The following is a 17,015-nucleotide window of genomic DNA, read 5'->3' on the forward strand; positions in this document are numbered from 1 at the left end:
CAGGTTCGCGCTACAACCGGCGGATTCCGATCACGCCGGGAACTCTCCGGCGCCCCCACGCGTCGTGCATGAGGCCGTGGCAACCAGTCCAGTGTGCCAGATGCTCCCCGGCGGTTCGAAATCGGACGGCCCGGAAGCCCGTTCACTCGGGTTCGGCGGCCAGTTTTCCGAGCGTCTCGTGGTCCTTGCGGTCGAGGGAACCGGCAGGTAGAGCGTCGATCAGCTCCGGTCGGCGACGCACCGTCCTCGCCAGTGACTCGTCGCGCCGCCAGCGCGCGATCGCCGCGTGGTCACCGCTGCGCAGCACCGGGGGCACGGACAGCTCCCGCCACAGTTCGGGGCGGGTGTAGGCGGGGCCTTCGAGGAGGCCGTCGGAGAACGAGTCCTGGGCCGCCGAGTCGGGGTTGCCCAGTACGCCCGGCAGCAGCCGGGACACCGCCTCCACCATGACCAGCACCGCGACCTCGCCACCGACCAGCACGTAGTCACCGATCGAGACCTCGTCGACGACCATCCGGCGCGACGCGTCGTCGAAGACCCGCTGGTCGATGCCCTCGTAGCGGCCGCAGGCGAACACCAGCCACGGCTCGGTCGCGTACTCGCGCGCGACCGCCTGGGTGAACGGGCGGCCGGCGGGTGTCGGAACGACCAGCCGGGGCGCGGGCCGGCCCTCGTCGTGCGCGCACACGTCGTCGAGTGCCGCACCCCACACCGTGGGCCGCATCACCATGCCCGGCCCACCGCCGTAAGGGGCGTCGTCGACGGCCTTGTGCACGTCGTGCGTCCAGTCACGCAGGTCGTGGACGCCGAGCGTGATACGTCCGGCGTCGATGGCCTTGCCGACCAGCGCCTCACGCAGCGCGGCCAGGTAGCCGGGGAAGATGGTCAGCACGTCGATCCGCATCGTGGTGAGATCTTGCCAGCCTGCCGCGAACCGAGATTTTCAGTGCCACCGAACGGCTGTCAGCCGGCCGGTCCGACCACCTCGTGGGCGAGAGCCACCAGGTCGGGGACCGAGGGATGGGTCGGCGGATCCGTCCAAGCCAGGACCACCGAGAGCACCGGAACGTCGCTGAGCGGTACATAGCTGACGCCGGGGAACGGATGCACCCTCGCGGTGGCCGAGGAGCTGACCCCGACGGCGCTCCCGGACGCGATGGCCACCAGCCATTCCGCCGTGTCGGCGACCGTCACGGTCGAGCTCGGCCGGATGTCGGTGGGCCAGAGCTGCAGCGTCGTGGTGCCCGAGTTCGGGTTGAGCGCGACCGTCTGGCCGGACAGGTCGGCGAGTGTCACCGACTCCCGATCGGCGAGCGGGCTGTCGCCGGGCACCGCGGCCACTCTCGTCTCGTCGAGCAGCCACTCGGTCCGGGCTCCCGGTGGAGCTGTCCGGCCACGAAGGAGAGCGAGGTCCACCCGTCCCTCCGCCAGACCGGCGGTGCGGGTGTCGATCTGGATCAGCTCCAACGGCACCGTGGGGTGCGCGAGCCGCCAGCGGCGCAGCAGAACGGCCGTGTGATCGCCGATCGCCGACCAGGCATGTCCCAGCCGCACCGGCCAGGCACCCCAGCTGGTCGTGTCCAACGCGGCATCGACAGCGGCCAGCGCACCCTCGGCCCGGTTGCGGAAGCGGTGACCGGCCGAGGTCAGTTCCAGGTGATGGGTGGACCGGTCCACCAGCCGTACGCCGAGGTGGTCCTCCAGCTGGCGCAGCGTCCGGGACAATGCGGGCTGGCCGACGTGCAGTCGCACCGCGGCACGCGTGATGGCGCCCTCTTCGGCGATCGCCAGGAAGGCACGCAGGTGACGCAGCTCCACGTTCATTCCCGCGAAGCATAACAACCGCTGAATCGGCATTTCACCGATCAACAACGGACTCGTACCGTCGGTGGGGTGACAGACCTGCCCGTGGCCACGACCGTCCCGACCAGTGGCGCCGGCCGCACCCACCCGCCGAGGACCTCACAGGCCGGGCCGGTCGCCCTGATCGTGGGCGGCGCGTTCTGCACCCAGTTCGGTGCCGCGATCGCGGCGTCGCTGTTCCCGGTCGTCGGGGTCGCCGGGGCCGTCGCGCTGCGCCTGACCTTCGCCTCGGTCGTGCTGATGGCGGTGTGCCGGCCACGCCTGCGCGGCCATCGGGGCACCGACTGGCTCGTCATCCTCGGCTTCGGCGTCGTTCTGGCCGGGATGAACCTGCTGTTCTACAACGCCGTGGCACGGATTCCGCTGGGCGCGGCGGTGACCATCGAGGTCCTCGGACCGCTCACGCTGTCGGTCATCGCCAGCAGACGAGCGGCGAGCTGGCTGTGGGCGGCGCTCGCACTGGGCGGGGTGACGCTGCTGGGCCGGGACGGCTTCACCGGGCTGACCTTCGCCGGCGTGGCGTTCGCAGCGGGCGCCGCCTCGATGTGGGCCGCGTACATCCTGTTCTCCGAGCGAGCCGGACGACGGTTCACCGGGCTCGACGGTCTCGCGCTGGCGATGTCGGCAGGCACGGTGCTCACCCTCCCGCTGGGCTTCCTCTCCGCCGGACCGGTGCTGGTCCATCCCCACTCGCTCGCGCTGGGGTTCGGGGTGGCGATGCTGTCCTCGCTCATCCCCTACTCGCTCGAGCTGATCTCGCTGCGCAGGATTCGGGCAGGCACGTTCGGCGTACTGATGAGCCTGGCCCCGGCCATCGCGGCGACGGCGGGCTTCCTGGTCCTGGGACAGCCGCTCACGCCGATCGCGGTGCTCGCCATCGCACTGGTGATCGTCGCCAGCATCGGCGCAGTGCGCACGAAGAACCCCTCGTGAGTGTTGAGTGTGGCTATAGCCACACTCAACACTCACGAGGGGTCGTCAGTCGAGCAGACCCTCGGGCGGGGTGAGGATCAGCCGCCCGCCCGGGATGTCGATGGTCGGCACGATGTCGCGTACGAACGGCACCAGAGCCTCGTCCTGATCGTCGCGGGCGAGGATCAGGAGCTCACCGGCCGGGCCGTGGACGACGTCGCGCACAGTGCCCACGACCTGGCCATCGGCCAGCTCGGCACGCAGGCCGACCAGCTGGTGGTCGTGGAACTCGTCGGGGTCCTCGAAATCGGGGAGCTGGTCCGCGGCGACGGTGAGCTGCTCGCCGCGTAGCTCCTCAGCCGCGTTGCGGTCGGCCACCCCGTCCAGCTGGACCAGCAGCATGCCCTTGTGCCAGCGGGTACCGGCCACCGTCACACGACGGCCGGCCCCCAGCACGAACTCGGCACCTACGGCGAACCGCTGGTCGGGCGAGTCGGTGCGAACGACAACACTGACCTCGCCACGCAAGCCGTGTGGCCGGCCGATTCGGCCGACCACCAGCATCACACGATCCGTCACCGACTCAGCGATCGGTGTCCACCACGTCGACGCGAACGCCGCGCCCGCCGACACCGCTGATCACGGTGCGCAGAGCGGTCGCTGTCCGGCCGCCACGGCCGATCACCTTGCCCAGGTCATCGGGGTGCACACGCACCTCGAGAGTCCGGCCGCGGCGAGTCGTCACCAGCTCCACCTGAACTTCGTCCGGGTGGTCGACGATGCCCCGAACAAGATGTTCGAGGGCATCGACGAGCGTGCTCACGCTTCAGCCGGCGTGTCGGACTCACCGGCCTTTGCGTCGGCGTCCTTCTTGGCAGCCTTGGACTCGCCCTTCTTCTTGGGCGTGGTGGCGTCACCGGTGACCTCGCCACCGGCCTCGGCCAGCGCGGCGTTGAACCGGGTCAGCTTGTCGACCTTCGGCTCGGCGTGGCGCAGGGTGCCCTCGGTACCGGGGAGGCCCTTGAACTTCTGCCAGTCGCCGGTGATCTTGAGGATGTTCTCGACCGGCTCGGTCGGCTGGGCGCCGACGCCGAGCCAGTACTGGGCGCGCTCGGAGTCGACCTCGATGAAGCTGGGGTCGCTCTTGGGGTGGTACTTGCCGATCGTCTCGATGGCGCGACCACTGCGGCGGGTGCGCGCGTCGGCCACGACGATGCGGTAGTACGGGGCACGGACCTTGCCGAGCCTCAACAGCTTGATCTTGACTGCCACGGGTTCTTGCTGCTCCTCGCGGATCGTATTACTGGTTCTGGTCAGTGACGGTGAGCCGATTTCACCCGCGTGGGGATTCGGGAGATTCCGGCTCGATGTCAACCACGGCGCGGGGAGAGGGTCCGGCCACGGCGGTCAGCCACTTATTGTGCCAGATGCGCAAGGACCGAGGGACACTAGGTGACCACACCGAGCATCACGAGCAGCAGCGACACCGCCGGGAGGAGGTTGTTCAGCTGGTGCGCGATGATGCTCGCCCCGAGCCGGCCGGTGTAGAGCCGCGCCAGGCCGATCGGCACCGCGATCACCAGCAGCAGCGGGGTGCGGCTGAACTCGAAGTGGGCCAGCGCGAAACACAGCGTGGTCAGACCGAACGCCCACCAGCGCGCGGCGCCGTGCCGCTCCATCGCGCCCCAGAGCAGACCCCGGTAGACGATCTCCTCACAGATCGGCGCGATCAGCCAGACCGAGAGGAACACGGCGATCGCCATCGCGACCCCGAACCGGTGCCCGGCGAACATCTCCCCCACCGCGGAGTTGGCCTTCTCCGGACCCACCACACGGGCCCACAACGCGGCCGCCGGAATCGTGAACAGCAGTCCGAAACAGCCGAGCAGCACACCCTGCCCGATGTCCTTCCGGTCGAACTGCAACCGCAGGTCGAGCCTCGGCCCGTTCCCGCGCACGACCGTGGCGATCACCGCAACCGCCGCGGCCAGCAGCGTCGGCACGAGCAGGCCCAGCAACAGGACCAGCGGCGGGATGGCGTTCTTGTCGCCGCCGAGGTAGGGCCACACCAGCAGGACCGACGCGCCGAGGAAGACCGTCTCGGCAAGCAGGTAGGCGCCGAAGCCCCACCGGTGGGGCGGGGATGCCTTGTCCACCGTGCCCAGCGCCGAGGGTCCGGCGATGTCCGCGACACCTGCCGCGGCCGGCCACGGTTCCCTCGGCTCGCGGGCCGCCTCCGGCGGACCAGCTGTGCTCACATCCACCTCCGGCAGTCGTACTCATCCGACGCTACCGGGCGCGCCACCGGCCTGCCGTGGCGCCCGTTACTGACGAGTCAAATGTGATCGATGAGTCGCGTGAATGCCGCACTGCTCTCAGTTCGCGGACCTTCATACAGACTTTGCACATGTACGTGCTGTGTCGCACACGTCCGGACATGTGCGACACAGCACGGAGACGTGCAAAGTCGCTCAGTCTGTGGGACCGGATCGGTGCTCAGACTCGGAAGGGCTGACCGTTCAGGACCACGAGCTCGGGCTCACGCAGGACCGTCATGTCCGCGCGCGGGTCGTCCCGGTAGACCACGAGGTCCGCCGGTGCGCCCGGCACCGGCCTCGGGTGACCCAGCCAGTCCCTGGCGGCCCAGCTCGCGGCGCCGAGAGCCGCCGAAGGCGACAGCCCGGCCGCGCGCAGCGCGACCACCTCGTCCGCCAGCCGACCGTGTGCGATCCCTCCGCCCGCGTCGGTGCCCGCGAACACCTGGACCCCTGCCTCCGCCGCGCGCCGCACGACGTCGTGCGCTCCGGCGTACAGCTCACGCATGTGTGCCGCGTAGATCGGGTACTTGGCCGCCGAGTCCGCGATGCCGGGGAAGTTCTCCACGTTGATCAGGGTCGGGACGAGCGCGGTGCCCCGCTCGGCCATCTCGCCGATGAGTTCGTCGGTCAGGCCGGTGCCGTGCTCGATGCAGTCGATGCCCGCGCGGATCAGGCCCGGCAGGGCGTTCGTGCCGAAGACGTGGGCGGTGACCCTGGCGCCCGCCGCGTGCGCGACATCGATCGCCTCGGCGAGGATCTCGTCGGACCACAGCGGCGCGAGGTCGCCCTCTCCCCTGTCGATCCAGTCGCCGACCAGCTTGACCCAGCCGTCACCGTCGGCCGCCTGCCTGGCCACCTCGTCGGGCAGTGCCGACGGGTCGTCCAGGTCGATCGACAGGCCGGAGATGTAGCGCTTGGGCCTGGCGAGGTGCCTGCCCGCCCGGATGATCGTCGGCAGGTCGTCGCGTTCCTGCAGCGGCCGGGTGTCCAGCGGCGAACCGCAGTCCCGGATCAGCAGCGTCCCGGCGTCCCGGCTCGTCTCGGCGTCGGATGCGGCCTGATCGAGGGTGGTCACGCCGTGTGGCCCGAAACCGATGTGGCAGTGCGCGTCGACCAGGCCCGGCACGATCCAGCCCTGGTCGGCGAGCGTGCTCGCACCCGGAATCGGCTCGGCGCTCACCCGGCCGTCGGCGCCGATCCACAGCTCGGTATCCCGCTCCTCGGGCAGCAGGACACCGCGCAGGCGGTACGCGGTGCTCACTTCGACTTGGGCAGCTTGAACTTCGACGGGTCGAAGCCCGGTGGCAGCTGGTCCAGACCGGCGAGACCCGGCGGGATCTCGTTGAGGCCCGGCGGCATCTTCGAGAGGTCCGGCATTCCGGGCAGCGCGGGCAGTCCGCCGCGGGGACGCGACGGCCCCTTGGCGCGGCCCTTCGCGCCCTTCTTGCCCTTGCGGGTCTTCGAGCGGCGGCCCGCTCCCCCACCGAAGCCGAACTGCCCGGCCATCTGCTTCATCATCTTGCGGGCCTCGAAGAAGCGGTTGACCAGGTCGTTGACCTCGCTCACGCTCACTCCGGAACCGTTGGCGATGCGCAGCCGACGGGACCCGTTGATGATCTTCGGATCGCTGCGCTCGGCCGGTGTCATGCCGCGGATGATCGCCTGCAGTCGGTCGAGCTGGCGGTCGTCGACCTGGGCCAGTGCGTCCTTCATCTGGCCGGTGTTGGCGCCCGGCAGCATTCCCAGCAGGTTGCCGATCGGGCCCATCTTGCGGATCGCCAACATCTGCTGCAGGAAGTCCTCCAGGCTCAGCTCACCCGAGGTGATCTTGCTGGCGGTCTGCTCGGCCTGCTTGGCGTCGAAGACCTGTTCGGCCTGCTCGATGAGGGTGAGCACGTCACCCATGCCCAGGATCCGGCTGGCCATGCGGTCCGGGTGGAAGGTGTCGAAGTCCTCGAGCTTCTCACCGTTGGACGCGAACAGGATCGGCTGGCCGGTGACCTCACGGACGCTCAGCGCCGCGCCGCCTCGCGCGTCACCGTCGAGCTTGGTCAGGACCACACCGGTGAACCCGACGCCGTCGCGGAACGCCTCGGCCGTGGCCACGGCGTCCTGCCCGATCATGGCGTCGACGACGAACAGAACCTCGTCGGGACTCGTCGCCTCGCGGATCGCGGAGGCCTGCGCCATCAGCTCCTGGTCGACACCGAGCCGGCCGGCGGTGTCGATCACCACGATGTCGTAGTGCTTGTCCTTGGCGTGCGCGATACCCCGGGTGGCGACGTCGACCGGGTCACCGACGCCGTTTCCCGGCTCGGGGGCGAAGGTCGTCGCACCGGCGCGCTCGCCGACGATCTGGAGCTGGTTGACCGCGTTGGGACGCTGAAGGTCACACGCCACGAGCAGCGGCGTGTGCCCCTGCCCGACGAGCCACTTGGCCAGCTTCCCGGCGAGGGTGGTCTTACCGGAGCCCTGCAGACCGGCGAGCATGATGACACTCGGCTGCTGCTTGGCCAGGCTCAGCCGACGGGTCTCGCCACCCAGGATGGTGACGAGCTCCTCGTTCACGATCTTGACGACCTGCTGCGCCGGGTTGAGCGCGGCCGACACCTCAGCGCCCTTCGCGCGTTCCTTGATGCGAGCCACGAAGGTACGCACGACCGGCAGTGCGACGTCCGCCTCGAGCAGCGCGATACGGATCTCGCGGCAGGTGGTATCGATGTCGGACTCGGAAAGCCGGCCCTTGCCACGCAGGTCGCGCAGCGCCCCGGTAAGGCGATCGGAGAGGGTGTCGAACACAGTGACTCGTCGCTCCAGCTCGTGGTCTGAGTGCGGGAGGGCCGTGGGCCGCCAAGCACGTTCTGACGACAGGCCTTCCGTCAAGTCTAGGCCGTACCCGGCGGCGCCCGGTCGATGGGATTCGTGATCCGGCTGGTTTCCGGCAAGGCGGAGGGAATCCCGCGTACCGGGTTGTACTCGGGTTTCCCGATAAACGCGGCCAGAATCAGCCGGGAGCGAATACCACGATCGGGCGCCGCCGGGTACGGCCTGGAGTGGAAGGTCGTCGAGCGTTACTGGTCGGTTGCCAGCACCAAGCCGTGTCGGGCCTGATCCCGGTCGAGCAGGGCCGTGGAGCGCCAGCCCTTCGGCCGATACCCGACCCGCAACCGCTGGACGAACGCCTCACCGCGCCGGGCGTGCCGTTCGAAACAGGACCCGCCGAGCACCCGGCCCCTGCTGTGCTGCCCCTGGCGTGCCTGGTCGGTGTCGGCGTGCACCCACACCAGGTAGCGGCTCCGGAACGCGAGCAGGGCCAGCAGCATCATCGCGCCTCGGGTGATGGCTCCGGTCGCCGGGAGATGCACCACCACCGGGCCCACCGCGAGGAGCACCGCCGCGACGATGTGCAGACGGTGCCAGAGATGCACCAGCGGGCGGTAGCGCCGGTAGGGGGTGCCTTCCGGCAGCCTCTTGCGCAGCTGCTCCCGGATCGGGTCCGAGTCGAGCACGACGGCGTCGTCCGAGGTGGCACGTAAGCGGCGCAGGAGGGTGCTCTTGCCAGCACCGGGAATGCCCGCGACGAGCACGAAGCATCGCCTGGGCACAGTGAGCACGGTCGCCCCGCCCGCCGTTACCGTCACACAGGTTCAACGGACGATGCGGCCCGATCGTTCCGGACAGCGGCCTGTTTCGCGGGTCGCGGACCCTTTCTTGATCATCACCGTGTGAGGGCTGTTTCGCGGCCGGAGATCAGCCGTGAGGCGGTGGTGATCATGGGGCCACAGCGGCGGCTAGCCGGCGGCGGTGAGGACCGCCTGCTCCACCGCTTTTCTGCGGGTCTTCGTCAGTGCCATGGGGCCTGCCGCCTCGTCCAGGCAGAAGGAGTCGACCACTGAGGAGCCCAGGGTCGCCACCTTCGCCCAGCGGACGTCGACCTTGCACTGTTCCAGCGCCGCCGCCACCCGGAACAGCAGGCCGATCCGGTCGGTCCCGCGAAGTTCCAGTACCACCGCGCCGGTCGCCTCGTCGTCGAACCACAGCACACGAGGGCGGACCCGGTCCTCCGCTCCTACCGGTTTCGCATAGTCACGTTCCTTGCGTTCCAGCGCTTCGACGAGGTTCAGGCCGCCCTCCAGTGCGCGGACCAGGTCGCCTCGCAGCATCGCCGGATCCGGCAGCCGGCCGAACCGGGGCGACACGGTGAAGGTGGCCACCGCGACGCCCTCGTGGGTCCCGACCTCCGCGACGTGCACCTCCAGTGAGTGCAGCGCGAGCACCCCCGCCGCGAGCGACAGCGCGCCCGGCCTGTCGGGAAGCGCGACCAGCACCATCGCCGGTTCCTCGTCCGTCTCCGGAGAACGCAGCATGACCTGCGGTTTGCCGGTGTCACGGACCTGCTCGGCCAGCTCACGCAGCGACTCGGCCAGCGGTTCCGGCTCCGGGAGGGGCTCGCCGTTCATCCGGGCACGGCACCGCTCGACGAGGTCGGCGACCAGCGTCCGTTTCCACGGACTCCAGATTCCGGGCCCGGTCGCCAACGAGTCGGCTTCCGCGAGGGCGTGCAGCAGTTCGAGCAACTGCGGGTCGTGGTCGAGCGTCTCGACCACGCGGGACAGGGTCGCCTCGTCCTCGAGGTCCCGGCGGGTGGCGGTGTCGGGCAGCAGCAAGTGATGGCGCACCATCGCGGCCAGTGTGCGCACGTCGCGCTCGGACAGCCCCAGGCGCGCGCCGATCTGCCGGGCCAGGCCTTCACCGACGACCGAGTGGTCCTGTTCGCGGCCCTTGCCGATGTCGTGCAGCAACGCCCCGATCAGCAGCAGGTCGGGGCGGGAGACCTGGGTGGTCAGCCGCGCGGCCTGTGCGCAGGTCTCCACCAGGTGCCGGTCGACCGTCCACACGTGCGCTCTGTCCCTGGGCGGCAGGTCACGGACCGCTCCCCACTCCGGAAAGATCCGCCCCCACAGCCCGCCCCTGTCCAACGCCTCGATGACGTCCACCATGCGGCGTCCGGAGCCCAGCAGGGACAGCAGCTCGACCAGCGCGGCCTTGGGCCACGGCGCGCGAAGCTCGGGAGCGGTGTCGGCCAGCCTGGACAGGGTCCCCGCCGCCATCGGCAGCCCGGTGCGCGCCGCCGCGGCGGCCACCCGCAGCGCGAGCGCCGGGTCCTTACCCGCCGCCGCGTCGCGGGCGAGCGCGACCTCGCCGGCGTGTTCGACGACGCCCTCGTCCAGCGGACGACGTACCGGGGCCCGCCGCAACGCCGACAGGCCCCGCCTAGGCAGCCTGGACCGCGCCGCACGCACCCCGACGTCGACGGAATAGGCGACCGTCCGCGCCGCGCCGGACAGCGCCCTGGCCAGGTCGAAGCGGTCCCCCAGACCCAGGACACCGCTGATCTCGTCGGCGTCCTGCGCGCGCAGGACATCCCGTGCCCTGCCGGCGAGACGATGCAGCTCGGTACGCACGTCGAGCAGCAAGAGCCGCGCCTCGGCGACCTCGGGACCCGGCCGGTCGATCAGCTGCGCGGCGGCGAGTGCGTCGAGCAGATGGATGTCGCGTAGCCCTCCCCTGCCGCTCTTCAGATCGGGCTCCACCCGGTGCGCGACGTCGCCGTTCTTCGACCACCGCGCCTCGGTCAGCTCGACCAGCTCGTCGAACCGGGACCGGATACCGGCCCGCCAGGACTGCCGCACGGCCCCATTGACCTTGTCGAACAGCGCCTGCTCGCCCGCGAGATAGCGCGCCTCGAGCAGGCCCAGTGCGGCACGCAGATCGGTCGTCGCCACCTGGACGGCCTGGCCGGGGGTCCGCACCGAGTGGTCCAACCCGATGCCCGCGTCCCACAGCGGATACCACAGCGCGTCCGCGAGACGGTCGGCGTCGGGACGCCGGTCGTGGACGAGCACCAGGTCCAGGTCCGAGTAGGGCGCGAGCTCGCGCCTGCCGAGGGCGCCGACCGCGATCAGCACGGCACCCTCGGTCAGGTCGATCGCGGCGGCCCTGGAAGCCAGCCAGAAGTCGTGCAGGTCGACCAGTGCTCCGCGCAGGGCCTCCGGCGCGAGCCGACGCTGACCGGGGCCGGGGTTGAGCAGTACCGCCCTGGCCCGGATCAGGTCGTCGGCGACGCCCGCCTCGGTCGTCATCGCGCCGCCCGTGAGCTCACCGTCAGCTGATCAGAGAGCGTCACTGCCGCGTTCCCCGGTACGGACCCGTACGACCGTGTCCAGGGTGATGACCCAGACCTTGCCGTCACCGATCTTCCCGGTGCGCGCCGCCTGGACGACCGCGTCGACGACCTTCTCGGCGATCGCGTCGTCGACCGCCACCTCGACGCGGATCTTCGGGACGAAGTCGACCGTGTACTCCGCGCCCCGGTAGACCTCGGTGTGGCCCTTCTGCCTGCCGTAGCCCTGTACCTCGCTGACCGTCATACCGAGTACACCGAGCTGTTCCAGCGCGCCCTTGACGTCCTCGAGTACGAACGGCTTGATGATCGCGGTCACCAGCTTCATGTGGCTGAGCCCTCCTGTCCCGTTGTCGCGGCCCCCCGCGAGACTGTCCCTGATATCCCGGCTCCGCCCTGCCCGCGCCCCGTGGAGCCGAGGGTGGACAGGTCGTAGCCGCTCTCCGCGTGCTCCGCCTCATCGATGCCGGCGAACTCGACCTCCCGGTCGACCCGGAACCCGACCGTGGAGCGCACCAACCAGGCCAGCAGAAATGTGACCCCGAAGGCGTAACACACCGTCACCAGAACGGCCAGGGCCTGACGGCCCAGCTGACCGATCCCACCGCCGTAGAACAGGCCGTCCGCACCGGCGGGGTTGACGCCCGTGGTGGCGAACAGCCCGATCATCAGCGTGCCGAGCACCCCACCGACGCCGTGCAACGCGACCACGTCGAGCGAGTCGTCGTAGCCAAGCCGGTACTTCAGCTTGATCGCCAGTGCACACACGACACCCGCGAGCCCGCCGATCACCAGTGCACCCCAGGTGTCCACGAAACCGCAGGCCGGCGTGATGCCGACCAGGCCGGCGATCGCTCCGGAGGCCGCGCCCAGCGACGTCGGACGTCCCTCCGCGAACTGCTCGTAGACCAGCCAGGTGATCACCCCGGCAGCGGAGGCCGTCATGGTCGTGCTGAACGCGTTCGCCGCCACCCCGTTCACCGCGAGCGCCGAGCCCGCGTTGAACCCGAACCAGCCGAACCACAGCAGACCCATGCCGAGCAGCACGTTCGGCATGTTGTGCGGTCGCATCGACTCCTTCGGCCAGCCGCGACGCCGCCCCAGCACGATCGCCAGCGCGAGCGCCGACGCTCCCGAGTTCATCTCCACGACGGTGCCACCGGCGAAGTCCAGCAGCTTCAGGTTGTTGGCCATCCAGCCGCCGTGCTCCGAGACGTACCCGTCGAACGAGAACACCCAGTGCGCGAGCGGGAAGTAGACGAAGCAGGACCAGAGCACCACGAACAGCACCCAGCTCCAGAACTTCGCCCGGTCCGCGATCGCACCGGCCAGCAGCGCCGCGGTGATCACCGCGAACATCAGCTGGAACATGGCGAAGGCCAGCAACGGAATCCGGTCGGAATCCGGTCCGACGAGCGCCGCCGCGTCCCGCAACCCGGCATGGTCCAGACCGCCCAGCAGGCCGGCACCGACGTCGCCGCCGAACACCAGCGAGAACCCGAACAGCATCCAGAGCACCCCGACGACGCCGAGGCACACCAGGTTCATCATCATCATGTTCAGCACGCTCTTCGAGCGCACCAGACCGCCGTAGAACAGCGCCAGCCCTGGCGTCATCAACATCACCAGTGCAGCGCTCACCAAAACCCAGGCGGTACTTCCCGCATTGATCACAGTGGCCTCCCGCGCATCCCGAAGGCCGAATGATCACATCTGTGAACTGCAACGAGGTTGGATGAGTGAGCGCAGTCACCCGACAGAGCACCGCGATCACCCACCCTCGTCCGCTGCGACGAACACCTCGTTGTCCCTGCAAGGACTGGCTCAGACGGCGTCCGAGCCGCGCTCTCCGGTGCGGACCCGGACGATGGCGTCGACCGGGGTGACCCAGACCTTGCCGTCGCCGATCTTCCCGGTGCGCGCCGACTCGACGACCGCGTCGACGACCTTCTCCGCGAGCGTGTCGTCGGCGACGACCTCCAGCCGCACCTTCGGCACGAAGTCGACCGAGTACTCCGCGCCGCGGTAGACCTCGGTGTGACCCTTCTGCCTGCCGTAGCCCTGGACCTCGCTGATCGTCATGCCGAGCACCCCGAGCTGTTCGAGGGCACCCTTCACGTCTTCCAGCACGAACGGCTTCACGATTGCCGTGACCAGCTTCATCTTCGGTCAGCCTTCCTTCGTCGCGGTGCCGGTCGCGGACGCGCCGACCTTGCCGGGACCACCCAGTGAGTGCTGCCCGAGTCCGCCGCCGACCCGACCACCGAGCGTCGAGAAGTCGTAGCTGCCCTCGGCGTGCTCCGCCTCGTCGACACCGGTGACCTCGGCCTCGGCGTCCACCCGGAAACCGATGGTCGCCTTGATGATCGCGCCCAGGATCAGCGTCACGACGAACGAGAAGATCAGCACCGCGAACGCGGCCAGCGCCTGCTTGCCCAGCTGACCGAAGCCGCCGCCGTAGAAGACGCCGTCCACGCTGGCCGAGTTGTAAGCGCTCGTGCCGAGCAGACCGACCAGCAGCGTGCCGACGAGACCACCGACGAGGTGGACACCGACGACGTCGAGCGAGTCGTCGAACCCGAACCGGTACTTCAGGCCGACGGCCAGCGCACAGATCGCGCCGGCGACGAGCCCGAGGATGATCGACCCGATCGGGCTGACGTAGGCACAGGCCGGGGTGATGGCGACCAGGCCCGCGACGGCGCCCGATGCGGCACCCAGGGTCGTGGGCTTGCCGTCCCGAATCTGCTCGACGACCAGCCAGCCCAGCATCGCGGCCGCCGTGGCGACCATCGTGTTGGTGAACGCCAGACCCGCGAGGTCGTTCGCGGCGAGCGCGGAGCCCGCGTTGAACCCGAACCAGCCGAACCACAGCAGACCCGCGCCGAGCATCACGAACGGCAGGTTGTGCGGACGCATGGGCTCACGCGGCCAGCCCTTGCGCTTGCCGAGGATGATCGCCAACGCCAGACCGGCGGCACCGGCGTTGATGTGCACGGCCGTCCCGCCCGCGAAGTCCTCCGCCTTGAGGATGTTGGCGATCCAGCCGCCCTTCTCCGCCGCGAACCCGTCGAACGCGAACACCCAGTGCGCCACCGGGAAGTACACGATCGTCGACCACAGAACCACGAACACGGTCCAGCCGAGGAACTTCGTGCGGTCCGCGATGGCACCGGAAATCAGCGCCGGGGTGATCACCGCGAACATCAGCTGAAACATCACGAACGCCAACATCGGAATCTTGTCCGAATCGGGCCCGACGAGCGTTCCGGCGACTCCGTGGGTCAGCCCCGCGAAGTCGAACTTGCCGACCAGTCCCAGTCCGGCGTCATTCCCGAAAGCCATGGAGTAGCCGTAGAGCACCCACAGAACGCTCACCACGCCGAGACAGATGAAGTTCATCATCAGCATGTTGAGCACGCTCTTGCTACGGACCATGCCACCGTAGAAGAACGCCAAACCGGGGGTCATGAGCATCACTAATGCGGCGCTAGCCAGCACCCAGGCGGTACTTCCTGCATTGATCACCGAATCGGCCCTCCTGTCAGCCAGGTTGGACAGAAGGATCTGTTCACGATGTTTCGTGGAGGGTCGCGCTATGTTGCGCCCCGGTGAACGACCAGGCTTCGGGCGTTACGGGTGTGTTTCTCGGCTTGGGGCTGTAGTCCCGGCCTGTTCCGCGCGCCATCGTTCCCGGAAGGCCCTCCGGGCCGACCGGGAACGATCCAGGCGGCTCGCCTAACGGCTCGCTGCCTGGGGTTTTTCCTCGCGGCCCTCTCTACCCTTCGGGCAGAGAGGGCCACTCGGAAAAATGTCGCCTTCGGCGACGCGCGCGCTTGGTGCCCCGGCCTGGGAGCCGCCACTCATGCACTACCCGCCTGCGGCGGAACCCCTTCGGGCGCCTAGCGGGGCCCACCTGTGAAACGCGGCGTCACCACATTCCCGGTGCGGGGTGAGGGGCTCTAGACATGAACCGCCCCCCCCCACGACGAACACCTGCACCCCACCAGGAATGCTGTGCAGCCGCACCAGGACCGCCTGCGCATGTACACGTGTCTTGAAAGCCGGCTCCGCAAGTCTCCGAAGGAGTTCCGGCGAAGGCCGGGCAGTGAATGTCCGCAACCACATCGCCCAGCTGCCAGGGCGGCTCCCACGGTGCCCACAAGCGCGCGCCCGGGCGAGTCCTCGAGCCTTTTTTTCTGGGAGTACCCCAGCGAGCGCTCGCGCGAGCCGGGGTGGTCACAGAAAAATATCGCGCGCGAACAGGCCTAAAAAGCCAGCCTGCACCTCCACCCACCGCTAGAGCCCCACAGCCCGACCTGCAAAACCCAACCACAGCCAACCCAGCCACAACAGCCACAGCCGACCCAGCCACAGCTAGCTCACGCCAGCAGGGCGTCCACAAAAGCTTCCGGCTCGAACGGCGCCAGATCATCCGGCCCTTCCCCAAGCCCAACAAGCTTCACCGGAACCCCCAGCTCCCGCTGGACCCGAAAGACGATCCCACCCTTCGCCGTGCCGTCCAGCTTCGTCAGGACGATCCCGGTCACGTCGATGACCTCGCCGAACACCCGTGCCTGGTGGACGCCGTTCTGGCCGGTGGTCGCGTCGAGGACCAGCAGGACCTCGTCCACGTCACCCTGGCGGGAGACCACTCGTTTGATCTTGCCGAGCTCGTCCATCAGGCCGGTCTTGGTGTGGAGCCTGCCCGCGGTGTCCAGCAGTACCGCGTCGGCGCCGCTGTCGGCGGCCTGTTTGACCGCCTCGAAGGCGACGCTGGCCGGGTCGGCGCCCTCCTTGCCGCGCACGACCCTGGCGCCGGCCCGTTCGCCCCAGGTGACGAGCTGTTCGGCGGCCGCGGCGCGGAACGTGTCGGCCGCGCCGAGCACGACGGTGCGGCCGTCGGCGACGAGCACTCTGGCGAGTTTGCCGGTGGTAGTCGTCTTGCCCGTGCCGTTGACGCCCGCCACGAGCACGATCGCGGGGCGTCCGTCGTGCGGCAGGGCGCGGATCGCGCGGTCGAGCTTGGGCGACAGCGCCTCGACCAGTACCTCGCGCAGTAGCTGCCGGGCCTGGTCGGGGGTGCGGGCTCCCTTCGTGGCGATCTCGCTGCGCAGGGCGGCGACGAGTTCGGCGGTGGTCTCGGCGCCGAGGTCGGCGAGTAGGAGGGTGTCCTCGACCTGCTCCCAGGAGTCCTCGTCGAGCTCACCGCCGCCGAGCAGCCCGACGAGCCCTTGGCCGAGGGCCGACCGGGAGCCGGAGAGCCTGCCGCGCAGACGTTCCAGGCGGCCCGCCGTCGGTTCGATCGCCTCGGCAGGCGCGGGCACTTCGGGTGTGGTCGGTTGGGGGGCCGGCTCAGGAACCGTCGGTTCGGTCGGCGGCACCGGCTCGATCGGCGCCGGTGTCTCGGGTACCGAGGGCTCGGTCGGCACCTCCGGTTCCGTGACCGTCGGCGGATCAGCGGTCGCCGTTCCCGCTGAGAAGCTGAACTGGGCGCTGCTGCGGTAGCCCTCGCCGGACGGCTCGGCCGTCTCGTCCTTGTTCAGGCTCACCCGCCGCTTGCGTGCGACGAGGAGACCGATCACCAGCGCGAGCAGCAGGACGAGCACCACCGCGACGGCGATCCACAACACGGCGCTCTGCCCCAGCTGTCCTTGGGCGAGCAGTATCGGGGCTGCCATCGAGTCAATCACGGGCCCATCCTGGCATGCCGGGCATCCGCGGGGTCGCGCGCAAGT

16 protein-coding genes are annotated in these 17,015 nt (G+C 69.6%); 1 reads left to right on the forward strand and 15 read right to left on the reverse strand.

The genetic code is table 11. The features are described 5' to 3' along the window. Positions 1-142: 142 nt before the first annotated feature. Together trmD and G406_RS0101790 are read right to left on the reverse strand one after the other, a co-directional pair. Positions 143-904 (reverse strand): tRNA (guanosine(37)-N1)-methyltransferase TrmD, encoded by a 762-nt coding sequence (gene trmD / locus G406_RS0101785; protein ID WP_028932455.1) that lies wholly within the window; start codon positions 902-904, stop codon positions 143-145. Between the two features lie 59 nt (positions 905-963). Continuing rightward, positions 964-1,824 (reverse strand): LysR family transcriptional regulator, encoded by an 861-nt coding sequence (locus tag G406_RS0101790; RefSeq protein ID WP_028932456.1) that lies wholly within the window; start codon positions 1,822-1,824, stop codon positions 964-966. Between the two features lie 69 nt (positions 1,825-1,893). On the opposite strand from G406_RS0101790, the gene G406_RS0101795 reads away from it, so the two are divergent. Next, the gene (locus G406_RS0101795) at positions 1,894-2,796 is read left to right on the forward strand and encodes an EamA family transporter (protein ID WP_051341313.1); all 903 of its coding nucleotides are present in this window, start codon (positions 1,894-1,896) and stop codon (positions 2,794-2,796) included. Positions 2,797-2,841: 45 nt separating this feature from the next. On the opposite strand, the gene rimM is transcribed toward G406_RS0101795, so the two are convergent. From rimM to ftsY, 13 genes are all read right to left on the reverse strand, one after another. Further along, complete coding sequence (rimM, locus tag G406_RS0101800) at positions 2,842-3,342, reverse strand: ribosome maturation factor RimM (RefSeq protein ID WP_028932458.1); 501 nt, start codon at positions 3,340-3,342, stop codon at positions 2,842-2,844. Positions 3,343-3,358: 16 nt separating this feature from the next. Beyond that, positions 3,359-3,598, reverse strand: a complete 240-nt coding sequence (locus G406_RS0101805; RefSeq protein WP_028932459.1) for an RNA-binding protein — start codon at positions 3,596-3,598, stop codon at positions 3,359-3,361. After that, entirely contained in the window at positions 3,595-4,047 is a 453-nt protein-coding gene (rpsP, locus tag G406_RS0101810; RefSeq protein WP_028932460.1) for a 30S ribosomal protein S16, read from the reverse strand. The genes G406_RS0101805 and rpsP overlap by 4 nt, the downstream gene beginning before the upstream one ends. 176 nt (positions 4,048-4,223) lie before the next feature. Further along, entirely contained in the window at positions 4,224-5,033 is an 810-nt protein-coding gene (locus G406_RS0101815; protein ID WP_028932461.1) for a CPBP family intramembrane glutamic endopeptidase, read from the reverse strand. Between the two features lie 238 nt (positions 5,034-5,271). Beyond that, complete coding sequence (locus tag G406_RS0101820; protein ID WP_028932462.1) at positions 5,272-6,354, reverse strand: amidohydrolase family protein; 1,083 nt, start codon at positions 6,352-6,354, stop codon at positions 5,272-5,274. Next, the gene (gene ffh, locus G406_RS0101825; protein WP_028932463.1) at positions 6,351-7,892 is read right to left on the reverse strand and encodes a signal recognition particle protein; all 1,542 of its coding nucleotides are present in this window, start codon (positions 7,890-7,892) and stop codon (positions 6,351-6,353) included. The genes G406_RS0101820 and ffh overlap by 4 nt, the downstream gene beginning before the upstream one ends. A gap of 272 nt (positions 7,893-8,164) precedes the next feature. Continuing rightward, positions 8,165-8,698 carry a P-loop nucleotide/nucleoside kinase family protein gene (locus tag G406_RS0101830; protein WP_245606976.1) on the reverse strand — a complete coding sequence of 178 codons (534 nt, stop codon included), beginning with the start codon at positions 8,696-8,698 and terminating at the stop codon, positions 8,165-8,167. A gap of 186 nt (positions 8,699-8,884) precedes the next feature. Next, the gene (locus G406_RS0101835; RefSeq protein WP_028932465.1) at positions 8,885-11,236 is read right to left on the reverse strand and encodes a [protein-PII] uridylyltransferase; all 2,352 of its coding nucleotides are present in this window, start codon (positions 11,234-11,236) and stop codon (positions 8,885-8,887) included. A gap of 30 nt (positions 11,237-11,266) precedes the next feature. Continuing rightward, entirely contained in the window at positions 11,267-11,605 is a 339-nt protein-coding gene (locus tag G406_RS0101840; protein WP_028932466.1) for a P-II family nitrogen regulator, read from the reverse strand. Beyond that, positions 11,602-12,951: an ammonium transporter gene (locus G406_RS0101845; protein WP_028932467.1), complete on the reverse strand. Its 1,350-nt coding sequence runs from the start codon at positions 12,949-12,951 to the stop codon at positions 11,602-11,604. Before G406_RS0101845 ends, G406_RS0101840 begins: the two co-directional genes overlap by 4 nt. 150 nt (positions 12,952-13,101) lie before the next feature. Next, a complete protein-coding gene (locus G406_RS0101850) occupies positions 13,102-13,440 on the reverse strand; it encodes a P-II family nitrogen regulator (protein WP_028932468.1) in 339 nt (112 codons plus the stop codon). A 6-nt stretch (positions 13,441-13,446) separates the two neighbouring features. Beyond that, the gene (locus tag G406_RS0101855; protein WP_028932469.1) at positions 13,447-14,805 is read right to left on the reverse strand and encodes an ammonium transporter; all 1,359 of its coding nucleotides are present in this window, start codon (positions 14,803-14,805) and stop codon (positions 13,447-13,449) included. 854 nt (positions 14,806-15,659) lie between these two features. Then, on the reverse strand, positions 15,660-16,958 hold the full coding sequence (gene ftsY, locus G406_RS0101860; protein ID WP_051341317.1) for a signal recognition particle-docking protein FtsY: 1,299 nt from the start codon (positions 16,956-16,958) through the stop codon (positions 15,660-15,662). Positions 16,959-17,015: the final 57 nt, after the last annotated feature.

The organism is Actinospineispora spinosispora DSM 44797 (assembly GCF_000429025.1).
Lineage (GTDB): Bacteria > Actinomycetota > Actinomycetes > Mycobacteriales > Pseudonocardiaceae > Pseudonocardia > Pseudonocardia spinosispora.

Coding starts and splice junctions, on each gene's coding strand:
- trmD (WP_028932455.1), bottom strand. CDS start 904: ATGCGGATCGACGTGCTGACCATCTTCCCCGGCTACCTGGCCGCGCTG.
- G406_RS0101790 (WP_028932456.1), bottom strand. CDS start 1,824: ATGAACGTGGAGCTGCGTCACCTGCGTGCCTTCCTGGCGATCGCCGAA.
- G406_RS0101835 (WP_028932465.1), bottom strand. CDS start 11,236: ATGACGACCGAGGCGGGCGTCGCCGACGACCTGATCCGGGCCAGGGCG.
- G406_RS0101840 (WP_028932466.1), bottom strand. CDS start 11,605: ATGAAGCTGGTGACCGCGATCATCAAGCCGTTCGTACTCGAGGACGTC.
- G406_RS0101850 (WP_028932468.1), bottom strand. CDS start 13,440: ATGAAGCTGGTCACGGCAATCGTGAAGCCGTTCGTGCTGGAAGACGTG.
- ftsY (WP_051341317.1), bottom strand. CDS start 16,958: ATGGCAGCCCCGATACTGCTCGCCCAAGGACAGCTGGGGCAGAGCGCC.